Raw genomic sequence first — 26108 nt, 5'->3', positions numbered from 1 at the left:
CTGAACCAGTTAAAAGACAAGCGAATCGCTCCTTGACTGCGCGGCGGTTGCCGCGGACCGTCTTTCGGGGATGGGGTCCCATCCCCCGTGATGCCACGGGCCACACTTGGCCAGCCGGACTGTCGTCAACCAACAACCGCGGAAGAGACCGTGTTCGGTGAGCGCCTCGACGGCGTATTCACTACAGGTGGGGCTGAACCGGCAGCTGGGCAGACGCATCGGCGACACCATGTTGCGGTACAGCTCGATGAGAAAGATCAGCCCGCGGGCCAGCCGCCCCGTCATTGCCGGGATCCGGACTTTGCGTGAGCGCGCTGCACAGCCACTCGTAGTTCGTCCTGCAGCGTGGCGGTGGCCGCGTCGCGACTGCCGGGCAGGGCCCGGATCACCAACAGCTCGCCGGTCCGCAGCTCGGGCAGCAGATCACGACTGGCATGACGGAGCTGACGGGACACCCGGTGTCGCTGGACGGCATTGCCGACCGATTTACCTACGACGAGACCGACTTTCGGCGCGTCCTCGGTGTTCGACTCGGCGCCGTCGGGAGCTCCGGGTGCCAACGAATGCACCACGAGATCCCGCTGTGCCGCACGGACACCGCGGTTCACGGTGACTCGAAAGTCTGTCGAGCGCGTCATCCGGTTACGAGCCGGAAGCACGGTGCTTCGATCCTGCGTCAGGTCACGCAGTGAGAGAGCGACGGCCCTTGCCGCGGCGTGCCGACACGATGGCGCGGCCGGCGCGGGTCCGCATACGCAGACGGAAGCCGTGCACACGAGCCCGACGGCGGTTGTTCGGCTGGAAAGTCCGCTTGCCCTTGGCCACGGCTATATCTCCTCAACTATGTGACGCCCGCACTCGCCACCGACATGAACGAGTCATGCCGGTGGGCACGGTCGTCGCTGGTAAGCGCACGCATCTTGCTTGCTAGCCGGCGCGGTACCGATAAAGTTCGTGGCAGAACTTCCCCAGTCGCAGCCGTATCACCACTTGTGGGCGACTGTTCGAGGGTACTGATCTGAATTCCCCGGGTCAAACCTCGCCGTCCCACGTCAGGAACCGTTACCGCATCGAGAGGGAAGCGCAGCGGGAACGCGCTTGTGCTCGTCACAGTTGTAACACTCGCAACGTGGCAAGCCGACACGCCCAAGAACCTCGAACCAATGTTGCCGAACGGTTGGCGGACGAACAGAAAACTTGTTAGCTTCTGCCAATGCCGTTGCACGACGGCGCAAGACAACAAGCCAGAGAGGTCCCGACGCTACGAGCCCACAGACGTTCCTGTGACGAGCCTCAGCGCGCGGGCTTCCTGCATGCAAAACACGAGCACGACGGCATTCTTCTACTTTGTCCACAGTCTGTGGATAACTATGTGGACAGATTGTCGTCGTTTTATTGAGCCGCCGGTCAGGCGGCTCCGAGGGGGTAGTAGTCGTTGACCGCTAGCCCGGGTGCATCGTTCACCGACATCTGGAAAAGCGTGGTTGCCGAACTCAACGGTGACCTCGGCGGCACCACGACGCTGACCGCCCAACAACGGGCCTGGTTGCGCATGGTTCAGCCGCTGGTGCTGACCGAAGGTTTCGCGTTGCTGTCGGTGCCGACCCAATTCGTCCAGAACGAGATCGAACGCCACCTGCGCGAACCGATCATCGCCGCGTTGAGCCGACACCTCGGACAGCGCGTTGACCTGGGCGTTCGTATCGCGGTCCCGGACACCGACGACCGGTCGGTGCCGTCGGAGCCGGCTGAGGCCGCCGAGCCCGAACCGCTCACCGCGGCCGACGACCTCGACGACGACACCGAAGAGCTCTCGAGCGCCGAGGAGAGCTGGCCCCGGTACTTCAACCGGCCGCCCGCCGACGAATCCGCTGATCTGAGCCTCAACCGGCGCTACACCTTCGACACCTTTGTCATCGGGGCGTCCAACCGATTCGCGCATGCCGCGACATTGGCCATCGCCGAGGCGCCGGCCCGGGCCTACAACCCACTGTTCATCTGGGGCGAGTCGGGACTGGGCAAGACGCACCTGCTGCATGCGGCGGGCAATTACGCACAGAAGCTCTTCCCGGGCATGCGGGTGAAGTACGTCTCGACCGAGCAGTTCACCAACGACTTCATCAACTCGTTGCGTGACGACCGGACGGCGTCGTTCAAGCGCAGCTTCCGCGACATCGACGTGCTGCTGGTCGATGACATCCAGTTCATCGAAGGCAAGGAAAGCACTCAGGAAGAGTTCTTCCATACCTTCAATACGCTGCACAACGCGAACAAGCAGATCGTCATCTCGTCCGACCGGCCGCCGAAACAGCTTGCGACGCTGGAAGACCGGCTGCGCACCCGGTTCGAATGGGGTCTGATCACCGACGTTCAGCCGCCCGAGCTGGAGACCCGCATCGCGATCCTGCGCAAGAAGGCGCAGATGGATCGGCTGGATGTCCCGGACGACGTGCTGGAGCTGATTGCCAGTCGCATCGACCGCAATATCCGCGAGCTCGAGGGTGCGTTGATCCGGGTGACGGCGTTCGCGTCGCTCAACAAGACGATGATCGACAAGTCCCTGGCTGAGATTGTGCTGCGAGATCTCATCGCCGACGCCGGCACCACCCAGATCAGTATCGCCACGATCATGGCGGCCACGGCCGAGTACTTCGAGACCAGCGTCGAGGAGCTTCGCGGCCCCGGAAAGACCCGCGCCGTCGCGCTCTCCCGGCAGATCGCCATGTATCTGTGCCGGGAGCTCACGGACCTGTCATTGCCGCGGATCGGCCAGGCCTTCGGCCGCGACCACACTACGGTGATGTACGCCGAGCGCAAGATCAAGAAGGAAATGGCTTCGCGGCGTGAGGTTTTCGATCACGTCAAAGAGCTCACCACCCGGATCCGGCAGCGTTCCAAGCACTGAATCCGTCTCTTCCAACACCGGCCCCGGGCGATCACGCCTGCGGGCCGGTGTTGTTTTTCGGCACAAGCGTGCTCTTCCCATCGCCCGGATCCGACGAGATCCAGGCCGATTTTCGCGCCGTCGCGCCGGTTCGTCAAAAAAACTTTGGCAACACAGGCATCTTTTGTCACACGATTCGGCTGTGCACAGCGCTGTGTACTACATGGGATAAACCCTGGGATTTTGCTCAGAACAATCCACACGGCCAGATCGCTCCACAAATACACGGATTGGATTAACAGCGCCTGCACAGTCTGCCCACAGGCCCGGATCCCGCCGGTGAGCCCTCCACCAGCAACTCCGTGGATCCATCCACAGCGTGCACAACCCCTATTACTAATACCTTTAGATCTCTCTAGATCTTCTTCTAAAAGCAGTCCGGTGGGGAAACTCCCGGTGGACAACCGGATCCCGACAGGTTTCCGGGGGTCATCGCGCGCTCTCCGGCCTGATCGTTTAGCTTTCAACTTCACGCGGAACGCTCTACGGTGTTGTTCGATAGCCGGAACCAACGCCGATGCGTGGTGCCTTCGCCTCACGGCGGGATCCGGCAGGCAAGCGTGGTGGGGTTACAGCGAAGGGACGCTATGGACGTGGCGACGACAGCGGGTCTGACCGATTTGAAGTTCCGTCTGGTTCGGGAAGATTTCGCCGACGCCGTGGCCTGGGTGGCCCGGATCCTGCCGTCCCGGCCGCTGAACCCGGTCCTGGCCGGTGTGCTGCTGACCGGCTCCGACGACGGTCTGACCATCTCCGGATACGACTACGAGGTATCCGCCGAAGTTCGCGTCGCAGCTGAAATCTCTTCTCCTGGAAGCGTTTTGGTGTCAGGCAAGCTGCTTTCGGACATTACTCGCGCACTGCCGGCCAAACCCGTCGAACTCAGCGTCGAAGGCACCCGGGTGGCGCTGAGCTGCGGTAGCGCCCGATTCTCGCTGCCGACCATGGCGGTCGAGGACTACCCCGCGCTGCCGGCCCTGCCGGACGAGACCGGCGTCGTGCCCGCCAGCGTCTTCTCCGAGGCCATCGGCCAGGTGGCGGTCGCCGCCGGCCGCGACGACACCCTGCCGATGCTGACCGGTGTCCGCGTCGAGATCTCGGGCGAGAAGGTCGTCCTGGCGGCCACCGATCGCTTCCGACTCGCGGTTCGTGAGCTCACGTGGAATTCCGCGGTGCCGGATCTCGAAGCCGCTGTGCTGGTTCCGGCCAAGACCCTCGCGGAGTCGGCCAAGTCCGGATCCGACGGCAACGAGGTGCACCTGTCGCTGGGTGCCGGTCAGGCCGTCGGCAAGGACGGGATGCTGGGTATCCGCAGCAACGGCAAGCGCACCACCACGCGCCTGCTGGATGCCGAATTCCCGAAATTCCGCCAGCTGCTGCCGGCTGAGCACACCGCGGTGGCCACCATCGGTGTCGCCGAGCTCACCGAAGCCATCAAGCGTGTCGCGCTGGTCGCCGATCGTGGTGCCCAGGTCCGGATGGAGTTCGCCGACGACATCCTGCGGCTGTCCGCCGGTGCCGACGACGTCGGTCGCGCCGAGGAAGACCTGCCGGTCGAGTTCTACGGTGAGCCGCTGACCATCGCGTTCAACCCCACCTATCTCACCGACGGGTTGGGTTCGCTGCACGCCGACCGCGTCACTTTCGGCTTCACCACCCCCAGCAAGCCTGCGGTGTTGCGTCCGGCCGGGGAGAATCAGTACTCGGGATCCGGACCGTTCCCCGCCGGGGACACCGACTACGTGTACTTGTTGATGCCAGTGCGCCTGCCGGGCTGACCGGAACCGAACAGCGGAGGACGCACACATGCAGCTGGGGTTGATCGGCCTCGGAAAAATGGGCTTCAACATGCGCGAGCGTCTGCGCGGTGGCGGCCACGAAGTCATCGGATACGACCCGCGGCCCGAGGTCAGCGACGTGCCGTCACTCGCGGCCCTCGCCGAGCAGCTCGAAGCGCCGCGCGTGGTCTGGGTCATGGTGCCCTCGGGTGAGATCACCCGGGAGACCATCGAGGATCTCACCGGGGTGCTGAGCTCCGGTGACCTGGTGATCGACGGCGGCAACTCGCGCTACACCGAAGACGGTATTCACGCAAAACTGTTGGCGGACAAGGGTATCGGCTTCATCGACGCCGGGGTCTCCGGTGGCGTCTGGGGATTGACCGAGGGTTACGGCCTGATGATCGGCGGCAGTGACGACGACGTCGCGCGCGCCATGCCGATCTTTGAGACGCTGCGGCCCGAGGGAGATCTCGCCGACGGCTTCGTCCACGCCGGCCCGGTCGGTGCCGGACATTTCGCCAAGATGGTGCACAACGGCGTCGAGTACGCGCTGATGACCGCCTACGGCGAGGGTTATGAGATGCTCGCCGCCGAGCCATTGATCACCAGCCCGCAGGCGGTCTACCAGGCCTGGAGCAACGGCACCGTGGTGCGGTCCTGGCTGCAGCAGCTGCTGGCCAAGGCGCTCAAGGAAGATCCCCAGTTGGCCGACATCAGTGGCTACACCGAGGACTCCGGTGAAGGCCGGTGGACGGTCGAGGAAGCCATCCGGTTGCGGGTCCCCGTGCCGGGCATCGCGGCGTCGCTGTTCGCGCGGTTCCTGTCTCGACAGGAGGACTCGCCGACCATGAAAGCCGTTGCAGCACTTCGTAATCAGTTCGGTGGCCACGCCGTACAGAGGGTCAGTAAGTCCGGCTAGGTGTTCGTTCGACAGCTCACCCTGACCGACTTCCGATCTTGGCCGCGGCTCGACCTGGAACTGGCTCCGGGTCGGACCGTGTTCGTCGGACAGAACGGTTTCGGCAAGACCAATATCGTTGAGGCCCTGTGGTATACCGCCACACTCGGGTCTCACCGGGTGGCGTCCGACGCACCCTTGATCCGGTCTGGCTGTGAGCGGGCGGTGGTGTCCACCATCGTGGTCAACGAGGGCCGGGAACTCGCGGTGGATCTCGACATCACCGCGGGCCGCGCGAACAAAGCCCGGCTGAACCGCTCCCCCGTCCGGTCGGCCCGGGAAATTCTCGGCGCCCTTCGGGCGGTGTTGTTCGCACCGGAAGATCTGTCGCTGGTTCGCGGCGATCCCGGGGAGCGCCGGCGCTATCTCGATGAACTGGCCAGCACCCGTCGGCCCCGGTTGGGCGGGGTGCGCGCGGATTACGAAAAAGTGGTCCGGCAGCGCACCGCACTGCTGAAATCCGCGGGCGCCAGTCGTTTTCGCGGCAGTGATGCCGGCGCGCTGGAAACCCTCGACGTCTGGGACGGTCACCTGGCCAGTCACGGGGCCGAACTGATCGCCGCTCGCGTCGACCTGATCAACGAATTGCACCCGGAGATCACGAAGGCTTACCAGCTGCTGGCGCCGTCGTCGCGGCCCGCGTCGGTGCGCTACCGCAGTTCCGTGGCAGCTGTCGAAGAACAGGCCGGCACCGGGTCGACCGACATCGCGGCGTATCAGACCGCACTGCTCGTCGAACTCACCCGGCGCCGAAGCGCGGAACTTGAGCGCGGCGTGTGTCTGGTCGGGCCGCACCGCGATGATCTCGAGCTGCGCCTCGGTGATCAGCTCGCGAAAGGTTTTGCCAGCCACGGCGAATCGTGGTCCATGGCGCTGGCGCTGCGGCTGGGCGCGTACGAACTGCTGCGCACGGACGGCACCGATCCGGTCCTGCTCCTTGATGATGTCTTCGCCGAACTCGATTCGGCACGCCGGCGGGCGCTCGCTGACGTGGCACAATCGGCGGAGCAGGTTTTGGTCACTGCCGCGGTGCCTGATGACATTCCCCAGGACTGGGACGGCACCCGGATCAATGTGGTGATGCGCGACGACGACGACGGCGGGCGGATTTCGGTGGTGGACGCATGAGCGAGGCTGACCGAACGAATCAACCGGACAGGGCAGACGAGCCTGCGAAGCCCGACCTGCCGGAAAGTGCTTTCCCGCCGCCGCATCTCGCCCATCTGAAGGGCATGGATCTGGTGCGCCGCACGCTGGAGGAAGCCCGCGGCGCGGCCCGGAGCCAAGGAAAAGATGTCGGCCGAGGCCGGAACGCGCCCGTCTCCAAGGCGCGCCGCGGCGGCGGTCGCCGCACCTGGTCCGGTCCCGGGCCTGATCGCCGGGACCCGCAATTGCTGGGCTCGGCGACCATGGATATGGCCCGCAACCGGGGCTGGTCGGGCCGGATGGCCGAAGGATCGGTGTTCGGCCAGTGGTCGACGGTGGTCGGCGACCAGATCGCGGAGCACGCCTCCCCCACCTCCCTACGCGAGGGCATTCTGACGGTGACGGCGGAATCCACCGCCTGGGCGACCCAGTTGCGGATGGTGCAGTCCCAGATTTTGGCGAAAATCGCGGCGGCCGTCGGCGACGGGGTCGTCACGTCGCTGAAAATCCTGGGTCCGTCGGGACCGACGTGGCAGCAGGGTCCACGTAACTACGGGGCCCGCGGTCCCCGCGACACCTTCGGCTGAGGCCGGATCCGGGGGTCGCTCAGCGCGCCGATGCGTCCAAGATGACGCCCCTGGAGCGTCCGGACGCGACGTCACCCGAGAAATTCCCCGCACGGCGCGAACAGACGTGTCAAAACGCTGTCAGAAAGTCAGTGCCGTCGGCCCCTACCGGTAGACTGTCGACAGATCTGAGTGCGGTGTCCTCACCGCCCCGCGAACCCCAAGGAGACGCGTCCGACGTGGCTGCCCAAAAGAAGGATGCGCCGGCTGAGTACGGTGCCGATTCGATCAAGGTCCTCGAAGGTCTGGAAGCGGTCCGTAAGCGTCCCGGTATGTACATCGGGTCCACCGGCGAGCGCGGTCTGCACCACCTGGTCTGGGAAGTCGTGGACAACGCCGTCGATGAGGCGATGGCCGGTTTCGCCACCAAGGTCGATGTCCGCATCCTCGAAGACGGCGGAGTCCAGGTCACCGACGACGGCCGCGGCATCCCCGTCGCGATGCACGCCACCGGTATCCCGACCATTGACGTCGTCATGACCGTGCTGCATGCCGGCGGCAAGTTCGAAGAAGGCGCCTACCAGGTGTCCGGTGGTCTGCACGGCGTCGGCGTCTCGGTGGTCAACGCCCTGTCGACGCGGCTCGAGGCCGACATCCACAAGGACGGTTTCGAGTGGCACCAGACCTATGACAAATCGGTCCCCGGCACCCTGCGCAAGGGTGAGCCGTCGAAGAAGAACGGTTCGACCATTCGGTTCTGGGCCGACCCGGACATCTTCGAGACCACGGTCTACGACTTCGAGACCATCGCCCGCCGCCTGCAGGAGATGGCCTTCCTGAACAAGGGTCTGACCATCGAGCTGACCGACGAACGGGTCGTCGCGGCAGCGGTTGTCGATGAGGTGGTCAGCGATCACGCAGAAGCACCCAAGACCGCCGAGGAAAAGGCAGCCGAAGCGTCGGGTCCGCAGAAGGTCAAGCACCGGGTCTATCACTACCCGGATGGTCTGGTCGATTTCGTCAAGCACATCAACCGCACCAAGAGCGCCATCCAGCAGAGCATCATCGACTTCGGCGGCAAGGCCGAAGGCCACGAGGTCGAGATCGCGATGCAGTGGAACGCCGGGTACTCGGAGTCGGTGCACACCTTCGCGAACACCATCAACACGCATGAGGGCGGCACCCACGAAGAGGGCTTCCGCGCCGCGCTGACCACGGTGGTCAACAAGTACGCGCGCGACAAGAAACTGCTCAAGGAAAAAGAAGCCAACCTCACCGGTGACGACATCCGGGAAGGTCTCGCGGCCGTCGTCTCGGTGAAGGTCCGCCAGCCCCAGTTCGAGGGCCAGACCAAGACCAAGCTGGGCAACACCGAGGTCAAGTCCTTCGTGCAGAAGATCTGTAACGAGCAGCTGACCCACTGGTTCGAGGCCAACCCCGCCGAAGCCAAGACGGTGGTCAACAAAGCGGTGTCGTCCTCACAGGCCCGCCTCGCCGCGCGCAAGGCGCGTGAGCTGGTGCGTCGCAAGAGCGCGACCGATATCGGTGGTCTGCCCGGCAAGCTGGCGGACTGCCGCTCCACCGACCCGACGAAGTCGGAACTGTATGTGGTGGAGGGCGATTCGGCCGGCGGTTCGGCCAAGAGTGGCCGGGACTCGATGTTCCAGGCGATCTTGCCGCTGCGCGGAAAGATCATCAACGTCGAGAAGGCCCGCATCGACCGGGTGCTGAAGAACAACGAAGTCCAGGCCATCATCACGGCCCTGGGCACTGGTATTCACGACGAGTTCGACTTGTCGAAGCTGCGGTACCACAAGATCGTGCTGATGGCCGACGCCGACGTCGACGGCCAGCACATCTCGACGTTGCTGCTGACGCTGCTGTTCCGTTTCATGAAGCCGCTGGTGGAGAACGGCCACATCTTCTTGGCCCAGCCGCCGCTGTACAAGCTCAAATGGCAACGCAGCGAACCGGAATTCGCCTACTCGGACCGCGAGCGGGACGGCCTGCTCGAGGCCGGCAAGGCCGCGGGCAAGCGGATCAACACTGACGACGGCATCCAGCGCTACAAGGGTCTGGGCGAGATGGACGCCAAGGAGCTGTGGGAGACCACCATGGATCCGTCGGTCCGGGTGCTGCGTCAGGTCACCCTCGATGACGCCGCGGCTGCCGACGAACTGTTCTCGATCCTGATGGGCGAGGACGTCGAAGCACGCCGCAGCTTCATCACCCGCAACGCGAAAGACGTGCGCTTCCTTGATGTCTAGCGATCAGAGACTGTGAGTCCGGCCCGGCGCGACCACCAAAACGCAATGTTTAACGTGAAACAATCCGCAGAAGGAATTCGATGACCGACACCATGCCGCCCGCGGGCGACCGCATCGAACCGGTTGACATCCAGCAGGAGATGCAGCGCAGCTACATCGATTACGCCATGAGCGTCATCGTCGGCCGTGCCCTCCCCGAGGTCCGAGACGGCCTCAAGCCGGTGCACCGCCGCGTGCTCTACGCGATGTACGACTCGGGGTTTCGGCCGGATCGTTCGCATGCCAAGTCGGCACGTTCGGTCGCCGAGACCATGGGTAACTACCACCCGCACGGCGACTCGTCGATCTACGACACCCTGGTCCGCATGGCCCAGCCGTGGTCGCTGCGGTACCCGCTGGTCGACGGCCAGGGCAACTTCGGCTCGCCGGGCAATGACCCTGCCGCCGCCATGCGTTACACCGAGGCCCGGCTCACGCCGTTGGCTATGGAGATGCTGCGTGAAATCGACGAGGAGACAGTCGATTTCATCCCCAACTATGACGGCCGCGTGCAAGAGCCGACCGTCCTGCCCAGCCGGTTCCCGAACCTGCTGGCCAACGGCTCCGGCGGTATCGCCGTCGGTATGGCCACCAACATCCCGCCGCACAACCTCCGCGAACTGGCCGAGGCCGTGTACTGGTGCCTGGAGAACCACGAGGCCGACGAGGAAGCCACCCTCGAAGCGTGCATGGAGCGGGTCAAGGGCCCGGACTTCCCCACCCACGGTCTGATCGTCGGGACGCAGGGCATCTCGGACACCTACCGCACCGGCCGCGGCTCGGTGCGCATGCGCGGCGTCGTCGAGATCGAGGAAGACGCCAAGGGCCGCACCTCGCTCGTCATCACCGAGCTGCCCTACCAGGTCAACCACGACAACTTCATCACCTCGATCGCCGAGCAGGTGCGCGACGGCAGGATCGGCGGCATCTCGAACATCGAGGACCAGTCCAGCGACCGCGTGGGTCTGCGCATCGTCGTCGACCTCAAGCGCGACGCGGTCGCCAAGGTGGTGCTGAACAACCTCTACAAGCACACCCAGCTGCAGACCAGCTTCGGCGCCAACATGCTGTCGATCGTCGACGGCGTGCCGCGCACCCTGCGGCTCGACCAGATGATCCGCTACTACGTCGCGCACCAGCTCGACGTCATCAACCGGCGCACCCGCTATCGGTTGCGCAAGGCCAACGAGCGCGCTCACATCTTGCGCGGCTTGGTGAAAGCCCTTGACGCCCTTGATGAAGTCATCGCGCTGATCCGGGCCTCCCCGAACGCCGACGCAGCCCGGGGCGGCTTGATGGAGCTGCTCGAAGTCGACGAGATCCAGGCGCAGGCCATCCTCGACATGCAGCTGCGCCGCCTCGCCGCCCTGGAACGTCAGCGCATCGTCGACGATCTGGCCAAGATCGAAGCCGAGATCGCCGACCTCGAGGACATCCTGGCCAAGCCGGAGCGGCAGCGCGCCATCGTCCACGACGAGCTCAAGGAGCTCGCCGACAAGTACGGCGACGACCGTCGTACCCGGATCATCGCGGCCGACGGCGATGTCACCGATGAGGACCTCATCCAGCGCGAGGACGTCGTCGTCACCATCACCGAGACCGGCTACGCCAAGCGCACCAAGACCGACCTGTACCGCAGCCAGAAGCGCGGCGGCAAGGGCGTGCAGGGTGCCGGGCTCAAGCAGGACGACATCGTCAACCACTTCTTCGTCTGCTCCACGCACGACTGGATCCTGTTCTTCACCACGCAGGGCCGGGTGTACCGGGCCAAGGCCTACGAACTGCCCGAGGCCTCGCGGATCGCGCGTGGTCAGCACGTGGCGAACCTGCTGGCCTTCCAGCCGGAGGAGCGCATCGCTCAGGTCATCCAGATCAAGAGCTATGAGGACGCGCCGTACCTGGTGCTCGCCACCCGCAACGGTCTGGTGAAGAAGTCCAAGCTGGCCGACTTCGACTCGAACCGTTCCGGCGGCATCGTCGCGATCAACCTGCGCGACGGTGACGAACTGGTCGGGGCGGTGTTGTGCTCCGCCGAAGAGGACCTGCTGCTGGTGTCCGCCAACGGCCAGTCCATCCGCTTCTCGGCAACCGACGAGGCGCTGCGGCCGATGGGCCGGGCCACCTCCGGTGTGCAGGGCATGCGGTTCAACGAGGACGACCGGCTGCTGTCGCTCAACGTCGTGATCCCGGACACCTACCTGTTGGTCGCGACCGCGGGCGGTTACGCCAAGCGGACGGCCATCGACGAGTACACCGCGCAGGGCCGCGGCGGCAAGGGCATCCTCACGATCCAGTACGACCCGAAGCGTGGCAGTCTGGTCGGAGCGTTGATCGTCGATGACGAGACCGAGCTGTACGCCATCACTTCCGGCGGTGGTGTCATCCGGACCGCGGCACGTCAGGTGCGCAAGGCCGGGCGGCAGACCAAGGGTGTGCGGTTGATGAACCTGGGTGAGGGCGACACACTGATTGCCGTCGCGCGCAACGCTGAAGAGGCCGAAGGTGGCGACGAAATCGACGCCGAGATCGAAACCGCGACCGAGACCGACGAAACGTAGTGCTGCGGCTGCCCGCAGCCGCACTGATTGAAGGAGCCGCCAGGTGAGTTCCCCGAACGAGCCGGGATACACCCGTACCGGTGACGGACCCGCGAGCAACAACGGGCCTGCCGGATCGGGTGGCGGCGCCCATGCGGCCGACCAGGGCGGCGAGGCGCCGCCCTGGCAGCGGGCCCGCACGGGAGCACCGACGGACGCGCCGGCGGCCGCCGGGCAGAGCCTGGACGACCGGCTCAACCGGTTCGTCAGCGGCAGCGGAGGTTCGGCTTCAGAAGCCGAGACGACCATCACGCCGGCCGTCACCCCCGACGTCCCGCCGGTGCCCCCGGTACCGGCCGTGACTCCGACGGGCAACGTGCCGCCGAAGCCCGTCCGGGCGACCGAGACGGTTCGGACGGAGACCCGGCCCGAAGCCGCGTATGCCAGCGAGATCCCGGATCTGTCCCGCCAGCCGCAGCGTCGGGCGTCGGGTGAACCACGAGAGCCGCGCAGTACCGTCGCCACCGTCTCTCCGGCCCCGGCCCCGGCACGTTCGGCGGCACCGCGGAGCCGCGTGGGTGCCCGGCAGGACGGCCCGGTGCGGGCCAGCATGCAGGTGCGCCACGTCGATCCGTGGAGCGTGTTGAAGGTCTCGTTGGTGCTGTCGGTGGCGCTGTTCTTCGTCTGGATGATCGCGGTGGCGTTCCTCTACCTGGTCCTCGGTGGCATGGGTGTGTGGAGCAAGCTCAACAGCAACGTCGGCGATCTGCTCACCAGTGGTGGCGGCAGCGGCGGTGAATTGGTTTCTGCCAGTACGATTTTCGGTGGCGCGACCCTCGTCGGGTTGGTCAACATCGTGCTGCTGACGGCCATGGCCACCGCGGCGGCGTTCGTCTACAACCTGACGACCGATCTGGTCGGTGGGGTTGAGGTGACGCTCGCCGATCGTGACTAGTCGGCAGGCCTGCGGGCGCGACTGACGTCGCGTTTTGGGCGCAGAGGTCCCCATACGGTAATCTCATCGCTCGGCCGCAAGGCCACTTTCGGGCCTATAGCTCAGGCGGTTAGAGCGCTTCGCTGATAACGAAGAGGTCGGAGGTTCGAGTCCTCCTAGGCCCACGGAAGTCGGTATCACCGACTCCCCCACCGGAAGGGTGCACCGTGAGATTGGTTCTGCTGGTGCTCGGTGCCATGGTCGCAGTCGCCGCCGGCTTCGTATGGCGGACCCGGCATGGCGCAGAGGTCTGGCACTCAATTCCGGACACCATCGAGGGGCCTTAGCTCAGTTGGTAGAGCGCTGCCTTTGCAAGGCAGATGTCAGGAGTTCGAATCTCCTAGGCTCCACAAATCACATAGGTAGTTCACAAGCGGTCTCGGTCAGATAGCCGAGGCCGCTTTTCTCGTCTGTCGCCGCGTCGTCGGTGGAGTCGACGCTCATCGCTCGGTGTTCGGCGTACCGCTGCGAGCATTGCGGTACGCCGTCGGGGTCTCGTTGAACCACCGTTTGCAGGCTCGCGTCAGCACGCTCTGTTCGGCGTAACCGAGTTGCCGGCACAGCTGTACCAGGGGCAGATCGGTGTCGAGCAGCAATCTGTTGGCGAGTTCGCGACGGGTCTGATCGACCATCTGACCGAAGGTCATTCCGTCGGCGGCGAGCCGTCGTTGCAGTGTCTTGGGGTGGATGCGGAACTGGCGGGCGACGAGTTCGGCGGTCAGCTCTCCGGTGGGCAGCAGTTGGCGGATGATGCTGCGCACGGTGTCGGTGAAGCCGCGCGCATGTTCGGTGCGGGTGTTGGACAGGAAATGCAGGGCGAGCTGATGAGCCAGCGGATCGTGGTTGAGCGGGCGTTCCAGGTCCGCGGCGCGCAAGGTGAATCCGGCGATCGGCTCGTTGAAATGCGCCGGGCAGCCGAAGTAGCGGCGGTAGTCGGCTTTGGTGCCCAGCGCGGGGTGCGGCAGGTGCACGGCGACCGGCCGGTATGTGGTGCCCAGGAACAAGTGCAGCACGCGCAGGGTGACGCCGAGAGCCAGCTCGACGGCCTGGGCCTGGGGCGGCGGCGGGTGCAAGAGGAAGTCGAATTCGAACCGGCACAACGTCTCGTCGGAGTGGGCGTCGATGTGGGCGGTGATCCCGGGACTGTAGGCGGCCAGGTAGGTGTCGAGGATGGTGAACGCGTCGGCCACCGTGGAGGCGGTGCGGGCCGCGACACCGACGGGGCCGAGGATGTCGATGCTCTGCCGCAGGGCCAGCCGGCGACCGAAGTCGTCCACACCCAGCACCACCGCGGCACTTTCGACCGCCGCGATGGCATGGCGCAACGGAATGTACCGGTCACGTTGACCGGCGTCGGCGGGATCGATGTTGGCGAGTTGCAGCAACGCCGCCGGGTCGCCGCCGAGGGTGGCGGCGAGCACGCTGAACCCCACCAGTGACGACCCCTGGATCAACTGCATGTCCATGACGATCAAGAAGATGTCCGGCGAAGTCAAGACACTGACTCATGCGTCAGGCAACGATGGGCGGGGCTCGGGTGACAGAAGGGGACAATGCATGACACGACGAGGTGAATCGTGGCGCCGCTGGCTGGCGGCGGCCGCAGCGACGACGCTGGCGATCACGCTGACCGGCTGCGGTAGCGGCAAGGATTCGGGCAAGGATTCGAAGGAGCAAGCTGAGGTGACCACTGCGCAAGTCCGGGAGATCGCCAAGGAGGCGTACATCTACGGCTACCCGATGGTGGACAACTATCGGATCCAGTACGCCTACTTCCAGGACAAGCAGAATCCGCAGTTCATGGCGCCCTGGAACACGCTGCATTCGTTCGCGAAGGTGTTCACTCCGGCCGATACCGTCACTCAGACGCCCAACTCGGATACCCCGTACGGCTTTTTCGGCGCCGATCTGCGCACAGAGCCGTACGTGTTGAGCGTTCCGACAATCGAAGCCAACCGCTACTACTCGCTCCAGTTCATCGATCAGTACACGTACAACTTCGACTACGTGGGTAGCCGCACCACCGGCAACAAGGCCGGGAAGTACTTGCTGGCGGGGCCGAACTGGAAGGGCGAGAAGCCCATCGGCATCGACAAGGTCATTCGGTCGGAGACCGATTTCGCGTTCGTGGGGTACCGCACCCAGCTGTTCGGTCCCAGCGACATAGACAACGTGAAGGCCATCCAGGCGCAGTACAAGGCGGAACCGCTGTCGAAGTACGAGGACAAGCCGGCCCCGGCAGCTGCGCCGGCGGTCGACTTCGTGGTTCCGCAGACCCCGGACGAGCAGCGGAAGTCGACGAAGTTCTTCGAGACCCTCGATTTCATCCTGCAGTTCACTCCGGTGCTCGATACCGAGAAGGACCTGCGCGCGAAATTGGCCTCGATCGGGGTCGGTACCGACAAGAAGCTCGACATCAGCGCACTGCCGGCGGACAAGCAGCAGGCGTTCCAGGACGGACTCAACGACGCCTGGACCGAGTACAACCAGTTGCAGGCCAAGATCGACAAGGGCGAGGTCACCTCGGCGCAGCTGTTCGGTGACCGTCAGACACTCGGGACCAACTACCTGTACCGCATGGCCGGCGCCATCAACGGCATCTACGGCAACAGTGTGGCCGAGGCGATGTACCCGATTTTCCGGACGGATTCGGCGGGCGCCACGCTGGACGGGGCCAACAAGTACGTGTACCGGTTCGCTCCCGGGCAGCTTCCACCGGTCAAGGGTTTCTGGTCACTCACCATGTACCGGCTGCCCGAAAGCCTGCTGGTCGCCAATCCGATCAATCGGTACCTGATCAACGCGCCGATGCTGCCCGAACTGAAGAAGGATGCCGATGGCGGCTACACCTTCTACGTCCAGAAGGAATCGCCGGGCGCGGACAAGGAGTCCAACTGGTTGCCTGCGCCGGACGGGCCGTTCGTGTTGGTCGAGCGCCTGTACTGGCCCGAGTCGGCCGCCCTCGACGGCACCTGGAAGGCCCCGTTGCCGCAGCGCGCCCCGTGACACCGGTCGGACTGCTCGACACCATCTGAAAACCCATGGTGCCCAACGGGATCGAGCATCCGAGAACGCAGCTCGGATCGCGTCGGCCCCGGCGGGAATGGCGAGTACGAGCACATAGCGGTGATCGCCGGCATTGATCAGGGGTGCGGCGTCACATCCACGCTGGGCGGCAGCGGCGAGGGTTCGGGCTTCATCGACCGCCGCACGATCGAGAACGTGATCCCGCCCAGCGCCAGGACCGCCACGGTGGCTCCGGCCATCAGCAGCGGACGACGACGCTTCGCCCCGGCCGGCCGGGCGTCCACCAGCACCGCCAGATCGCCGGCGGAAGCCTCGCCCGTCCGGCGACACCGCCGCCCCACCCACCGAGCGGTCCCCAGCGTGGAGCCGACGCCGAGCCCGAGCACCCCGCGCAAGATCAGCAGTGGCCCGACGATGGAGTACTTCAGTCCCCGGCCCAGCCGGGCGCCGGAGCTGGGGCTACTGACCTCGGGGACGTTCTCGGTGACAGTGCTCATCAACCAACCTCTCTGCCGGACAAGAATTCTTCGGGCCTCCGAAGTGGGGGCTCGGTTTCACGCTAGGCCTTCCACGTTATTCGGTGGGGGGCGACTTCGGGGTCTTAAATGTGAGTGGCAGACTGACTTTCCGTGACGAGCCCCATTCAGACTGCGACCGCGACGCTGCACACCAACCGCGGTGACATCAAGATCGCTTTGTTCGGTAACCACGCCCCCAAGACCGTCGCCAACTTCGTTGGTCTGGCCCAGGGCACCAAGGATTACTCCACTGAGAACGCCTCGGGCGGCACCTCCGGCCCGTTCTACGACGGCGTTGTCTTCCACCGCGTCATCGACGGCTTCATGATCCAGGGCGGCGACCCGACCGGCACCGGCCGCGGCGGCCCGGGCTACCAGTTCGCTGACGAGTTCCACCCGGAGCTGCAGTTCGACAAGCCGTACCTGCTGGCCATGGCCAACGCCGGCCCGGGCACCAACGGTTCGCAGTTCTTCATCACCGTCGGCCCCACCCCGCACCTGAACCGTCGCCACACCATCTTCGGTGAGGTCGTCGATGCGGAGTCGCAGAAGGTCGTGGACGCCATCGCCACCACGTCCGTCGACCGTGGTGACCGCCCGACCGAGGCGGTCGTCGTCGACTCGGTCACCATTTCCTGATCCCAGCCTGACGCGCGGCGCGGCAGTCCCCTACCGGGGCCTGTCGCGCCGTTTGCGTTGCGGGTGCTGCCCTACCCGCCGAAACGGCATTCCAGCAGGCAACTACTCGCACTTGTCCTGCTGGAATGCCGTTTCGGCGGGAACTAGGGAATGAGGCCGGCGTCGGTCAGGGCGTCGAGGACGTTGATGGGGTCGGTGCCGACGTCCCATCGGGTGAAGACCAGGAGCCGGTCGTCGACGGTGTCGAGCTCCAAGAGCCGCACCTTGCGGGTCAGCCGGCGGAATTCGGTGATACGCACACTCTTGAGGTCGGCCTGTGTATAAGTCTGCGTGCTGAACCACCCGCGCACCACCAGCCCCGCCGGGGTGATGGCGAGCTTCGGCCGCGCCCGCCAGGACATGACGGCGAACACCAGCAGACCGATGGCCGCGATGCCGCCGAGAACACGTCCGGGCAGGTCAGTGACCGATGTCAGGGCCACTGCCGTCAGTGCGACGCCGAGGGCTCCACAGGCCGCGATGCCGGCGGTCGGGGGGCTCCATTGAGTTTGTTCCATGAGATGTCCACACCCTCAGGGGCAAGTTATCCACAGGCACTATCCCCAATGGGGATGAATCACATCGATGTGATTGCGTGACCGCCAGGTTGCCAGTTGGGTTACGTAACGAGACCGGTATGTAACGAACCGGGGCCGTTCACGCAGCTCAGCGCCACCGCATGGTCAGCAGCAGACCGGTGATCATGAATGCGAAGGCGATCGCGTAGTTCCATTGGGCGAGATCGGCCATCCACTGCAGCAGGTGGGGCGTGCCGGCGGGGTTCAGCGCGGCGAGCTGGAAGACAGCCAGCCAGATCAGGCCGATCAGCATCAGCGAGCAGAAGAACACCACGAACCACACGCTCGACGGTCCGGCCTTGACCTTCACCGGCGTCCGACTCACCGGGTTGATGGTGAAGTCGTTCTTCTTGCGAACCTTGGACTTGGGCATTGGTACCTTCGCGGACAGTCGGTGCCGCACATCCGGGCCGGTGGAGAAAAACCGGCAATTCGGTGCGACGATGGAGCGGTATGCACTCAGAGCCTAACGCAGAAGACGTGTCGCCTCGCAGGCCCCGGTGGACGGCTGGGACCTCGGAACCTGCCCAGCCGGCCCGCCACTCCGCCTGGCGATTCGGTGTGCCGGTGGTCTGTGTGCTTGCCGGCCTCCTGCTGGCCACCACGCACAGCGTGTCCGGCGGCAGCGAGATCCGGCGCAGTGACGCGCCCCGCCTCGTCGACATGGTGAAAGAGGCGAAACGCACCGTCGCCACCCGGACCGCCGAGCGCGACAACCTGCAGCATCAGCTCGAAAACCACCACGGCGGTACGCCCGGCGCCGACGCCGCCCTCGGCGCCATCACGAGCCGCGCCAACGAGCTCGGCCTGGAGCTGGGCCTCGATCCCATGCGTGGACCGGGCCTGGTGATCACCCTCAACGATGCACAGCGCAATGCGCAGGGTCAGTACCCGCGCGACGCCACCCCCGACGACCTCGTCGTGCATCAGCAGGACGTCCAGGCGGTGCTCAACGCGTTGTGGCTGGGTGGTGCCGAGGCCGTGCAGATGCAGGACCAGCGGATCCTGGCCACGTCGGCCCCGCGCTGCGTCGGGAACACCCTGCTGCTCAACGGCCGTACCTACAGCCCGCCGTACGTCGTCACGGTGATCGGCAACGTCGAGGGCATGCGGGCCGCGCTGGCTGCCGCGCCGTTGGTGACCTTGTACAAGCAGTACGTGGTGCGGTTCGGGCTCGGCTACACCGAGGAGCCGCGGGCGTCGGTCGACGTCGTCGGCCACCGGATGCCGCTGAAGCTCCAGTACGCCAAACCGGCTGGACCGGTCACATATTGATTGATCGGGTCTGTGGGTGACCCAGTAGCCTGGCGGCATGCAGGTTCTCGTCCTCGACAACTACGACAGCTTCGTGTTCAACCTGGTCCAGTACCTGGGTCAGCTCGGGGTGCACGCGCAGGTCTGGCGTAGCGACGACGAGCGTGTGTCCACCCCCGAGGGCGTCGCCGCCGTCGCCGAGGAGTTCGACGGGATCCTGGTGAGTCCCGGTCCCGGTACGCCCGAGCGCGCCGGCGCGTCCATTCCGTTGGTCCGCGCCTGTGCCGAGACCCGCACTCCCCTACTCGGCGTGTGCCTGGGACACCAGGCCATCGGGGTGGCTTTCGGTGGCACGGTGGACCGCGCGCCGGAGCTGCTGCACGGCAAGACCAGCCTGGTGCACCACGCGAATAGTGGTGTGCTGCAAGGACTTCCGGACCCGTTCACGGCCACCCGCTACCACTCGCTGACCATCCTGCCGGAGACCCTGCCGGATGAGCTGGAGGCCATCGGCCACACCGACAGCGGCGTCATCATGGCGGTCCGGCACCGCGAGCTGCCGATCCACGGGGTCCAGTTCCACCCGGAGAGCATCCTGACGCAGGGCGGTCACCGGATGCTGGCCAACTGGCTCGCCTTCTGCGGTCAGGCGCCCGACGGGGGACTGGTCAGTCGCCTCGAGCAGGAAGTCGCCGACGCCGTCTCGGCCGCGACCCGCACGGCCTGACCCCTTAGCCGACGAAACGGCATTCCAGCAGGACAAGTGCGAGTAGCCGCCTGCTGGAACGCCGTTTCGGCGCGAGTTACGAAGCGAAGCTCAGCGTGATCGACGCGCCGAAGTTGACGCCGCTGCCGGCTGCCGGCATCTGACTCACCACCGCATTGCTGCGCTGACCGCTGTTCTGCACGTCGGCGCCCTTGATCAGCACGCCGGTCCAGCCCAGTGCACGCAGGTTCGGCTCGGCGTCGGTCCAGAACTGACCGGCCAGGTTCGGCATGACGAACTGGTTGCCCTGCGAAACCTTCAGCGTGATAGGTGCGTCCTTGGCCGTCGGCGTACCCGCCGGCGGATCGCTCGCGATGATCTCGCCGGCCGGCTTCGGGCTGTCGGTCGGCGCCGTCAAGATCGTGGTGAAGCCGACGGTGTTCAGGTTCTTCGTCGCGATGTCGACGGTCTGCCCGTTGACATCGGGGATCGGCACCAGGCCCGGTCCGGAGCCGACGATGATCGTGATCACGTTGGTGATGGCCGACGTCTGGTGGGCCGGCGGGTTGGTCGCGATGACCCGGTCCTTCTGGTCCGGCAGCGACTGCGACACCGTCTGCTGGATGTTCCGGAAACCGGCGGACTGCAGCTTGGCCATCGCGTCGGCGGGCGAGAGCTTCGAGACGTCCGGGACCTCGCGCTGCTCGGGACCGGTGGAGATGTTGATGGTGATCTCGTCGCCGGCGGCCACCGACGTGTTGGCCGACGGCTCGGTGCCGATGACGTGGTCCGGCGCCACGGTGGAGTCGGGCCGCTGTTGCGTGCGGGTCTTGAAGCCGCGGTTCTGCAGGTTCGCGACGGCGTCGGCCTGAGCCAGCCCGCGCACGTCCGGAATCTGCTGGTCGTGCGGCCTGCCGCCGATGAGGTTGATGGCCACGGTGACGACGACCGTCAGCACGGCCAGGATGGCGGCGGCGATGAGCCAGCGACCGATCGGCGTCGCGGCCCGGTCCGTCGAGCGGTACGGCTGCGGGGTGACGCTGATCTGCTCCGGCATCATGCTGCGCGGCCCACCGAACCCGCCGGTGCCCATCATCGCGGTGCGCTCGGCGTCGGTGAGCACCTTGGGGGCGTCGGGAGCTTCGCCGGCGTGCACGCGGATCAGGTCGTTCCGCATGTCCGCCGCGCTCTGGTACCGGTTGTCCGGATTCTTCGCCAGGGCCTTGAGCACGACTGCGTCCAGCTCGGGTGAGATGCCGGCGTGCCGCTGCGACGGCGGCACCGGGTCCTCGCGGACGTGCTGGTAGGCCACCGCGACCGGGGAGTCGCCGACGAAGGGCGGCTCACCGGTGATCAGTTCGTAGAGCACGCAGCCCAGCGAGTACACGTCCGAGCGGGCGTCGACGTTCTGCCCGCTGGCCTGCTCGGGCGACAGGTACTGGGCGGTGCCGATGACCGCCGCGGTCTGTGTCATCCGGTTGCTGCTGTCGGCGATGGCGCGGGCGATGCCGAAGTCCATGACCTTGACCGCGTTGGCCTTGCTGATCATGATGTTCGCCGGCTTGATGTCCCGGTGCACGATGCCGTGCTGGTGACTGAAGTTCAGGGCCTGGCAGGCGTCGGCGATGATCTCGATGGCGCGCTGCTGCGGCAGCGGCCCCTCGGTGTGCACGATGTCGCGCAGTGTCACGCCGTCGACATACTCCATGACGATGTACGGCAGCGGGCCGTTGGGCGTCTCGGCCTCACCGGTGTCGTAGACCGCGACGATCGCCGGATGGTTCAGCGCCGCGGCGTTCTGCGCCTCCCGGCGGAAACGCAGGTAGAAGCTCGGGTCCCGAGCCAGGTCGGCGCGCAGCACCTTGACCGCCACGTCTCGGTGCAGACGTAGATCGCGGCCGAGGTGAACCTCGGACATGCCGCCGAAACCGAGGATGTCCCCCAGTTCGTAGCGGTCGGAGAGGTGCTGGGGCGTGGTCATGAAATGGCCGGTCCTGACAATTCAGGGAGCGAAGCCGACTGACCCGCCGGTGCGCCGGGCGTCTTCGTGGTCTCGGTGATGGTGTTGGTGACGGTGGACTGCTGCTGGTTCTTCTGGTCCTGGCGGTCCTGCGCGTTGAGCACGATCAGGATCGCGATGACGATCGCCAGCGCACCCAGGACACCAGCCGCCCACAGCAGGGCGCGCTGACCGGGCGAGAAAGTCCGCCGTGCGGGCGGGGCCGGCCGATGGCTACCGGTGGCGGGCCGGGGCCGCGGGGTTGCCGGTGCCGGACGGACGGCCAGTTCGTTGCTCGTGCGGGCCTGCGTGCTCGACGGAATCGCCGCGGGAGCGGCCCGGCCGATGGTCGGCGCCTGGTTGGGCCGCGGGGGGCGGCGTCCGGCCCGGACTGCGGCGACGGCGTCGGCGAACGGTCCACCGCTGCGGTACCGGTGGATGGCGTCCTTGGCGAGGCTGATCTCGATCAGCTCCCGGACGTTCGGGGGCAGGTCGGGCGGCAGTGGTGGCGGCGCTTCCTTGATGTGCTTCATCGCGACGGTCAGGGCGCCGTCGCCGGTGAACGGCCGCCGGCCGGACACGGACTCGTAGCCGACGACACCGAGCGAGTAGACGTCACTGGCCGCGGTGGCGTCGTGGCCCAGGGCCTGCTCGGGCGCGATGTACTGGGCGGTGCCCATCACCATGCCGGTCTGGGTGACGGGAGCCGCGTCGACGGCCTTGGCGATGCCGAAGTCGGTGAGCTTCACCTGGCCGGTGGGGGTGATCATGATGTTGCCGGGCTTGACGTCGCGGTGCACCAGGCCGGCGCTGTGCGCGACCTGCAGGGCCCGGCCCGTCTGCTCCAGCATGTCCAGCGAGTGCCGCAGCGACAGTCGGCCGGTGCGCTTGATCACCGAGTTCAACGGCTCGCCGTTGACGAGCTCCATGACGAGGTAGGCGGTGCGGCCGGAATCGTCGAGCTCGGTCTCGCCGTAGTCGTAGACGCTGGCGATGCCGGGGTGATTCAGCATCGCCACCGTGCGCGCCTCAGCGCGGAACCGCTCGACGAATTCGGGGTCGGTCGAGTACTCGGCCTTTAGCACCTTGATGGCGACCTGTCGGCCGAGCCTGCTGTCGACGCCCTCCCAGACTTGACCCATGCCGCCAGTGGCGATGAGTCGCTGAAGTCGATAGCGGCCGGAAAGTGTGACTCCGACCCGCGCGCTCATGATCCCTCCCGTAGCGCCGCGGCGATGGTGGCCCGCCCGATGGGTGCGGCCAGCGCACCGCCGGTCGCGGACAAACGGTCTCCACCATTCTCCACTAGGACGGCGACGGCGACCTTCGGGGATTTCGCCGGGGCAAAAGCGATGTACCACGCATGTGGTGGTGTGTGACGTGGATCGGTGCCGTGTTCGGCCGTGCCCGTCTTTGATGCGATCTGCACGCCGGCTATGGCTCCCTTCTGCTGCGTCACCTGCTCGGCGCCGACCATCAGATCCGTAAGTGTAGCCGCGACCTGGGATGAGATGGCCCGCCGCTGTTGGTGCGGTGAGGTAGCCGCGATGTTGGAAAGGTCAGGTCCCTTCAGGTCATCGACCAGGTACGGGGCCATGCTGACGCCGCCGTTGGCGATGGTCGCGGCAATCATCGCGTTCTGCAGCGGGGTCAGCGCGACGTCCTTCTGGCCGATGCTGGAGATACCCAGGGCCGGGGCGTCGGAGATCGGGCCGACGGTCGACTCCGCGACCTGCAGCGGAATCGACGGCGGCGGGGTGTCCAGGCCGAACTGCTTGGCCATGGTCCGCATCGCGTCGGCCCCGTTGTGCAGGCCCAGTTCGACGAAGGCGGTGTTGCAGGACTTGGCGAACGCCTCGCGCAGGGAGACCGTCGGACCCCCGCCGCACGCCGCGCCACCGTAGTTCTCCAGCGTGGCGGTGCTGTCCGGCAACGTGATTCGCGCGGCAGAGGTCAGCTGGGTGTCCGGGGTGGCACCGGCCTGCAGCGCCGCGGCGGTGGTCAGCACCTTGAATGTCGACCCCGGCGGGTAGGTCTCGGAGATCGCCCGGTTCTGCAGCGGTGAATCGGGGTTGTCGCGCAGCTCCTGCCAGGCGGCGGATTGCCGCTCGCTCTCGTGCGAGGCCAGCAGATTGGGGTCGTACGACGGAGACGACACCATGGCCAGAATCTTGCCGGTCGACGGATCGAGCGCCACCACCGAACCCTTGCACGGGTTGCCGCCGCAGCCCTGCTGCATGGCGTCCCATGCGGCCTGCTGGACCCGCGGCGCGATCGTGGTGTCGACGTTGCCGCCGCGCGGATCGCGGCCCGTGAAGAAGTCGGCGATGCGGTTGCCGAACAGCCGCTCGTCGGAGCCGTTGAGGATGCTGTCCTCGGCGCGCTCGAGGCCGGTGCTCGAGTACTGCAGCGAGTAGAAGCCGGTCACGGGTGCGTAGACCAGCGGGTTCGGGTAGATGCGGAGGTAGCGGAACCGGCCGTTGGTCGGCATCGAGTACGCCAGCAGCTGGCCGCCTGCGGTGATCTGGCCGCGCTGGCGCGAGTACTCGTCGAGCAGGACCCGCTGGTTGCGCGGGTCGGCGCGCAGGCTGTCGGCGGCGAACACCTGGGTGGTGGTGGCGTTCAGCAGCAGCATCACGACCAGTGCCATCACCAGTCCGGAGACGCGACGAAGCGAGGTGTTCATTGCTTCTCGATCACCTCGGTGTTGGCCGCCGCGATCGGTGACGCGTTGGCGCCCCGGGTGGACAGCGGCCGGCGCGCGACGTGCGAGACCCGCAGCAGCAGGGCCAGCAGCACGTAGTTGGACAGCAGGGACGAGCCGCCGTACGACATCCACGGCGTGGTCAGGCCGGTCTGCGGGATCAGTTTGGTGACGCCGCCGACGACGATGAACAGCTGCAGCGCCAGCGCGGCGGACAGGCCGGCCGCCAGCAGCTTGCCGAAGCTGTCCCGGACCGCGATGGCGGTGCGTAGTCCCCGGATCACGACGATCGTGTAGAGCATCAGCACCGCGGCCAGGCCGACGAGCCCGAGCTCCTCACCCACCACCGCGATGATGAAGTCGGTGGAGGCATCGGGCACGGTGCCGGGCTGACCGTTCCCCAGGCCGGTGCCGAAGATGCCGCCGGTGGCGAAGCTGAACAGGGACTGCACCATCTGGTACCCGGCGCCGTCGGGGTCGGCGAACGGGTCCAGCCAGTTCTGCACGCGCACCCGCACGTGATCGAAAAGGTGGTACGCCACCAGGCTGCCCACGCAGAACAGGCTCAGCCCGATGATCACCCAGCTGAGTTTCTCGGTGGCGACGTACAGCAGCACCAGGAACGTCGCGTAGAGCAGCAGGGACGCCCCGAGATCCTTCTCGAACACCATGACGCCGATGGACCCGATCCAGGCCACCAGCAGCGGCGCCAGGTCGCGCGGTCGCGGCAGGTCCAGCCCGAACATGTGCTTGCCGGCGCTGGTGAACAGGCTGCGCTTGGTGACCAGCACGCTGGCGAAGAAGATCAGCAGCAGGATCTTGGAGAACTCGGCGGGCTGAATGGAGAAGCCCGGCAACCGGATCCAAATCTTGGCGCCGTACTGCTCGGCCACCGAATCCGGTAGCACCGCGGGGATGGCCAGTAGCACCAGGCCGGCCAGGCCGCAGATGTAGCCGTAACGGGCCAGCATCCGGTGGTCGTGCACGAACATCAGCACCGCGGTGAACACCAGAATGCCCAGCAGCGTCCACAGCATCTGCTGGTTGGCGTTGCCGCCCGGCAGGATGCCCGCGGGCCGCGAGTGCGCCGACAGATCCAGCCGGTAGATCAGCACCAGGCCCAGGCCGTTCAGCAGCGCGACCACGGGCAGCAGCAGTGGGTCGGCGTACGGCGCGTAGCGGCGCACCGCCAGGTGGGCGCCGCCGAACAGTACGACGAAGCCGACGGTGAACTGGATGAGGTCCAGTTGCAGGCCGGACTCCTGGTTGGCCTCGACGATCAGCAGCGCCACAGTCGTGATCACGGCCGCGAACCCCAGCAGCACCAATTCGGAATTACGCCGATTGGGCAGTGGAGGAGCGACCGCAACCGGAGACTGCGGCTGCGTCGTCATGCCTCGACTCCCGCTCGC

Annotated in this window: 22 protein-coding genes, 2 tRNA genes and 1 pseudogene; 14 read left to right on the top strand and 11 right to left on the bottom strand. The window is 66.2% G+C overall.

Features of this window, described 5'->3' with window-relative positions:
* Positions 1–9: 9 nt before the first annotated feature.
* Genes yidD through rpmH form a run of 3 tightly spaced genes read right to left on the bottom strand, consistent with a single transcriptional unit; the run spans position 10 to position 825 of the window.
* Positions 10–285 (bottom strand): membrane protein insertion efficiency factor YidD, encoded by a 276-nt coding sequence (yidD, locus tag ACNO8X_RS03005; RefSeq protein WP_081936537.1) that lies wholly within the window; start codon positions 283–285, stop codon positions 10–12.
* Positions 282–659, bottom strand: a complete 378-nt coding sequence (rnpA, locus tag ACNO8X_RS03000; RefSeq protein ID WP_418004096.1) for a ribonuclease P protein component — start codon at positions 657–659, stop codon at positions 282–284. The genes yidD and rnpA overlap by 4 nt, the downstream gene beginning before the upstream one ends.
* A 22-nt stretch (positions 660–681) precedes the next feature.
* Positions 682–825: a 50S ribosomal protein L34 gene (rpmH, locus tag ACNO8X_RS02995; RefSeq protein WP_073695092.1), complete on the bottom strand. Its 144-nt coding sequence runs from the start codon at positions 823–825 to the stop codon at positions 682–684.
* A 610-nt stretch (positions 826–1435) separates the two neighbouring features.
* Between rpmH and dnaA the strand changes: the two genes are divergently transcribed.
* The 10 genes and pseudogenes from dnaA (at position 1436) to ACNO8X_RS02945 (ending at position 13582) form a co-directional block, all read left to right on the top strand.
* Positions 1436–2905 (top strand): chromosomal replication initiator protein DnaA, encoded by a 1470-nt coding sequence (dnaA, locus tag ACNO8X_RS02990; protein ID WP_418004095.1) that lies wholly within the window; start codon positions 1436–1438, stop codon positions 2903–2905.
* Positions 2906–3531: 626 nt separating this feature from the next.
* Positions 3532–4722, top strand: coding sequence for a DNA polymerase III subunit beta (gene dnaN / locus ACNO8X_RS02985; RefSeq protein ID WP_418004094.1), 1191 nt, complete (start codon positions 3532–3534; stop codon positions 4720–4722).
* A 19-nt stretch (positions 4723–4741) separates the two neighbouring features.
* A pseudogene (gnd, locus tag ACNO8X_RS02980) lies at positions 4742–5644 on the top strand (phosphogluconate dehydrogenase (NAD(+)-dependent, decarboxylating)); the annotation flags it as partial.
* Positions 5645–6811: a DNA replication/repair protein RecF gene (recF, locus tag ACNO8X_RS02975; protein ID WP_418004093.1), complete on the top strand. Its 1167-nt coding sequence runs from the start codon at positions 5645–5647 to the stop codon at positions 6809–6811.
* Positions 6808–7416, top strand: coding sequence for a DUF721 family protein (locus ACNO8X_RS02970; protein WP_418004092.1), 609 nt, complete (start codon positions 6808–6810; stop codon positions 7414–7416). Before recF ends, ACNO8X_RS02970 begins: the two co-directional genes overlap by 4 nt.
* A 218-nt stretch (positions 7417–7634) precedes the next feature.
* Positions 7635–9662 carry a DNA topoisomerase (ATP-hydrolyzing) subunit B gene (gyrB, locus tag ACNO8X_RS02965; protein WP_418004091.1) on the top strand — a complete coding sequence of 676 codons (2028 nt, stop codon included), beginning with the start codon at positions 7635–7637 and terminating at the stop codon, positions 9660–9662.
* An 80-nt stretch (positions 9663–9742) separates the two neighbouring features.
* Complete coding sequence (gene gyrA, locus ACNO8X_RS02960; RefSeq protein ID WP_418004090.1) at positions 9743–12259, top strand: DNA gyrase subunit A; 2517 nt, start codon at positions 9743–9745, stop codon at positions 12257–12259.
* 43 nt (positions 12260–12302) lie between these two features.
* A complete protein-coding gene (locus ACNO8X_RS02955; protein ID WP_418004089.1) occupies positions 12303–13193 on the top strand; it encodes a DUF3566 domain-containing protein in 891 nt (296 codons plus the stop codon).
* Between the two features lie 90 nt (positions 13194–13283).
* Positions 13284–13357, top strand: a tRNA-Ile gene (locus ACNO8X_RS02950).
* 152 nt (positions 13358–13509) lie between these two features.
* Positions 13510–13582: transfer RNA gene (locus tag ACNO8X_RS02945), tRNA-Ala, on the top strand.
* Positions 13583–13672: 90 nt separating this feature from the next.
* On the opposite strand, the gene ACNO8X_RS02940 is transcribed toward ACNO8X_RS02945, so the two are convergent.
* The gene (locus ACNO8X_RS02940) at positions 13673–14692 is read right to left on the bottom strand and encodes an AraC family transcriptional regulator (protein WP_418005752.1); all 1020 of its coding nucleotides are present in this window, start codon (positions 14690–14692) and stop codon (positions 13673–13675) included.
* Between the two features lie 97 nt (positions 14693–14789).
* Between ACNO8X_RS02940 and ACNO8X_RS02935 the strand changes: the two genes are divergently transcribed.
* Positions 14790–16238: a DUF1254 domain-containing protein gene (locus ACNO8X_RS02935; protein WP_418004088.1), complete on the top strand. Its 1449-nt coding sequence runs from the start codon at positions 14790–14792 to the stop codon at positions 16236–16238.
* A gap of 137 nt (positions 16239–16375) precedes the next feature.
* Here the strand turns inward: ACNO8X_RS02935 and cwsA are convergent, their stop codons facing one another.
* Positions 16376–16756 (bottom strand): cell wall synthesis protein CwsA, encoded by a 381-nt coding sequence (cwsA, locus tag ACNO8X_RS02930; protein WP_418004087.1) that lies wholly within the window; start codon positions 16754–16756, stop codon positions 16376–16378.
* 132 nt (positions 16757–16888) lie between these two features.
* Here cwsA and ACNO8X_RS02925 point away from each other — a divergent pair, with 132 nt between their 5' ends.
* A complete protein-coding gene (locus tag ACNO8X_RS02925; RefSeq protein WP_043391451.1) occupies positions 16889–17416 on the top strand; it encodes a peptidylprolyl isomerase in 528 nt (175 codons plus the stop codon).
* A 143-nt stretch (positions 17417–17559) separates the two neighbouring features.
* Here ACNO8X_RS02925 and ACNO8X_RS02920 read toward each other — a convergent pair whose 3' ends face one another.
* The gene (locus tag ACNO8X_RS02920; RefSeq protein WP_418004086.1) at positions 17560–17973 is read right to left on the bottom strand and encodes a PH domain-containing protein; all 414 of its coding nucleotides are present in this window, start codon (positions 17971–17973) and stop codon (positions 17560–17562) included.
* Positions 17974–18121: 148 nt separating this feature from the next.
* Positions 18122–18406 (bottom strand): cell division protein CrgA, encoded by a 285-nt coding sequence (crgA, locus tag ACNO8X_RS02915; protein WP_020099906.1) that lies wholly within the window; start codon positions 18404–18406, stop codon positions 18122–18124.
* 80 nt (positions 18407–18486) lie between these two features.
* Here crgA and ACNO8X_RS02910 point away from each other — a divergent pair, with 80 nt between their 5' ends.
* On the top strand, positions 18487–19308 hold the full coding sequence (locus ACNO8X_RS02910; protein WP_418004085.1) for a DUF881 domain-containing protein: 822 nt from the start codon (positions 18487–18489) through the stop codon (positions 19306–19308).
* Positions 19309–19345: 37 nt separating this feature from the next.
* Positions 19346–20014, top strand: coding sequence for an aminodeoxychorismate/anthranilate synthase component II (locus ACNO8X_RS02905; protein WP_418004084.1), 669 nt, complete (start codon positions 19346–19348; stop codon positions 20012–20014).
* A gap of 76 nt (positions 20015–20090) precedes the next feature.
* Here ACNO8X_RS02905 and pknB read toward each other — a convergent pair whose 3' ends face one another.
* Genes pknB through ACNO8X_RS02885 form a run of 4 tightly spaced genes read right to left on the bottom strand, consistent with a single transcriptional unit; the run spans position 20091 to position 26090 of the window.
* Positions 20091–21974, bottom strand: coding sequence for a Stk1 family PASTA domain-containing Ser/Thr kinase (gene pknB, locus ACNO8X_RS02900; protein WP_418004083.1), 1884 nt, complete (start codon positions 21972–21974; stop codon positions 20091–20093).
* On the bottom strand, positions 21971–23203 hold the full coding sequence (locus ACNO8X_RS02895; RefSeq protein WP_418004082.1) for a protein kinase domain-containing protein: 1233 nt from the start codon (positions 23201–23203) through the stop codon (positions 21971–21973). Before ACNO8X_RS02895 ends, pknB begins: the two co-directional genes overlap by 4 nt.
* Positions 23200–24678, bottom strand: a complete 1479-nt coding sequence (gene pbpA, locus ACNO8X_RS02890; RefSeq protein ID WP_418004081.1) for a D,D-transpeptidase PbpA — start codon at positions 24676–24678, stop codon at positions 23200–23202. Before pbpA ends, ACNO8X_RS02895 begins: the two co-directional genes overlap by 4 nt.
* A complete protein-coding gene (locus ACNO8X_RS02885) occupies positions 24675–26090 on the bottom strand; it encodes an FtsW/RodA/SpoVE family cell cycle protein (protein WP_418004080.1) in 1416 nt (471 codons plus the stop codon). Before ACNO8X_RS02885 ends, pbpA begins: the two co-directional genes overlap by 4 nt.
* Positions 26091–26108 lie beyond the last annotated feature (18 nt).

The sequence above is a fragment of the Mycobacterium sp. PDNC021 genome (genome assembly GCF_048282635.1).
GTDB lineage: Bacteria > Actinomycetota > Actinomycetes > Mycobacteriales > Mycobacteriaceae > Mycobacterium > Mycobacterium llatzerense.
The sequence above is the reverse complement of the archived record's forward strand: the minus strand, read 5'-3'. Positions and strand labels throughout refer to the sequence as shown.